This is a genomic window from Paenibacillus sp. NRS-1781 (assembly GCF_050467745.1).
GTDB lineage: Bacteria > Bacillota > Bacilli > Paenibacillales > Paenibacillaceae > Paenibacillus > Paenibacillus terrae_A.
Map to the genome: position 1 here is coordinate 1 of NZ_JBITPI010000111.1, position 1,908 is coordinate 1,908.

A 1,908-nucleotide genomic window follows, 5' to 3' on the forward strand; every position below is an offset into this window, starting at 1 on the left:
GGTCATATTCTGTTCAATGCAGATAATCTCAGATATAACCATCAGGTGAAGGATTACAATCGAAATTGTACATACGACGATGCGCCAGATAGTTTATATGGGGCTGTTCAATTGATTCAGTCGGTAAAGAGTCTGAAATTTTATGATCGCAGTTTGTTGTTTTGAGGGTCAGGCAGTTTAGATTACAGATTGATAATGAACTGCAAGAGATAATATTGATTTCAAGCATAAATAATATTAGAGTTATATCATAAAAATACCAATTTCAATGTAAACTTGAGTCTGAAGCCCTGTCATAATAATTTGAGTACTGGCGCATTATCAGTCTTATTTAGGCTGGGGATTTTTGTTTTAAGGGAGGGATTAAATTGTTAAATGATTCTGAAAGAGAAGGACTATTTAAGGCCATTTTTGAAAGGAGAGATATTCGATCATTTAATGGAAAACCCATATCCAAAGATAAGTTAAACAACATATTAATGGCTGGTCATCATGCACCATCCGTTGGTTTTATGCAACCTTGGGATTTTATTGTCATTGACTCTCAAGGGGTTAAAGAACGATTGGCGCATGCATGTCATAAAGAAATACAAGCGTTGTCCATACACTATGAAGATGAAAAAAAGACAAGATTTCTCTCGCTAAAATTAGAGGGGATAAGGGAGGCACCTATAACGATCTGTATTACATGTGATCCCACGAGAGGTGGTGGACATGTACTTGGGCGAAATTCTATTCCTGAAACAGATATTTTATCCGTCGCCTGTTGTATCCAAAATATGTGGTTGGCGTCTTATGCAGAAGGGATAGCTATGGGATGGGTTAGTTTTTACAAGAAAACAGACGTACGAGAAATACTAAATATTCCGCCACATATTGACCCTGTTGCTTTGATTTCATTAGGATATACGGATTTTTATCCTACAAAACCAATCCTAGAACAAGAAGATTGGGAGAGGCGTCGAAATCTGAATAATCTAATACACCATAATGTTTGGGAATAATTTAAAATGCAATTGAATCCCTTTAGATATGATGCTAACGGAAACGGCAGTGCAATAAGGAACTACCTTATTAAGGGTGGTTCTTTTATTTATTCAAGCAAAAATTACATAACCCATTTTGAAAGGAAGAACCTATTTGCAAATAACCGAGTCCATCATAATTGAATGTCTAAATGAACTCCAATCGGCTGCAATAGCCAAACAGAAATATGCAGATTACTACAATGGTAATCACTCCATTCTCAAGAACTATGCAATGCAAGAAAGCCGCAGCAATCAAAAGCTCATTTTCAATTTTCCACGTAAGTTCGTAGACAACGAAGTGGGCTATCTACTTGGAAAGCCAGTAAACTATGTGTCCAAGTCAGATCAGGATGAAGCCATACATAATATAGATGTACATATGAGTCATTGGGACAAAGAGCATAATCTACAGCTTCGGAAACAATCCGAAATCTTTGGCGAGAGCTATGAATTGAACTATATTGATTCGGATGGCCAGTTTTCAGCCACAGTATTATCTCCATTGAATGCCTATGTGTTGGAAGATGGAACAGCAGAACGAAATGTATTACTAGGCTTACATAAATTTACCCGTCGATTCGATAAGCAAGTATATTTGGACGTGTATACCGATCATGAAATTCTACACTATACAATAAGTAGTGATGATAAACACAATCCAATAAAGCAAAACCAAGCACCTGAATTAAAATATATCGGCAAACATAATCACATCTTTGGAAGAGTCCCGCTTATCTCCTGTCCAGCCAATACGGAGAGAAAAAGTGGCTTCCATGATGTGATTTCTTTATTTGATGCCTATAACGCTTTGAACTCTGATTTGGTCAATGAAATCGCAGATCATCGCAACGCCTATCTCGTGATTGAGAATGCCAAGTTG

General features: G+C 36.9%; 2 protein-coding genes. Both read left to right on the plus strand.

The features are described from left to right. Positions 1 to 368: 368 nt before the first annotated feature. On the plus strand, positions 369 to 1,004 hold the full coding sequence (gene bluB / locus ACIFO6_RS24150) for a 5,6-dimethylbenzimidazole synthase (RefSeq protein WP_430044593.1): 636 nt from the start codon (positions 369 to 371) through the stop codon (positions 1,002 to 1,004). A gap of 136 nt (positions 1,005 to 1,140) precedes the next feature. Next, positions 1,141 to 1,908, plus strand: a 768-nt coding sequence (locus ACIFO6_RS24155; RefSeq protein WP_430044595.1) for a phage portal protein, incomplete at its 3' end; no start/stop codon positions are given.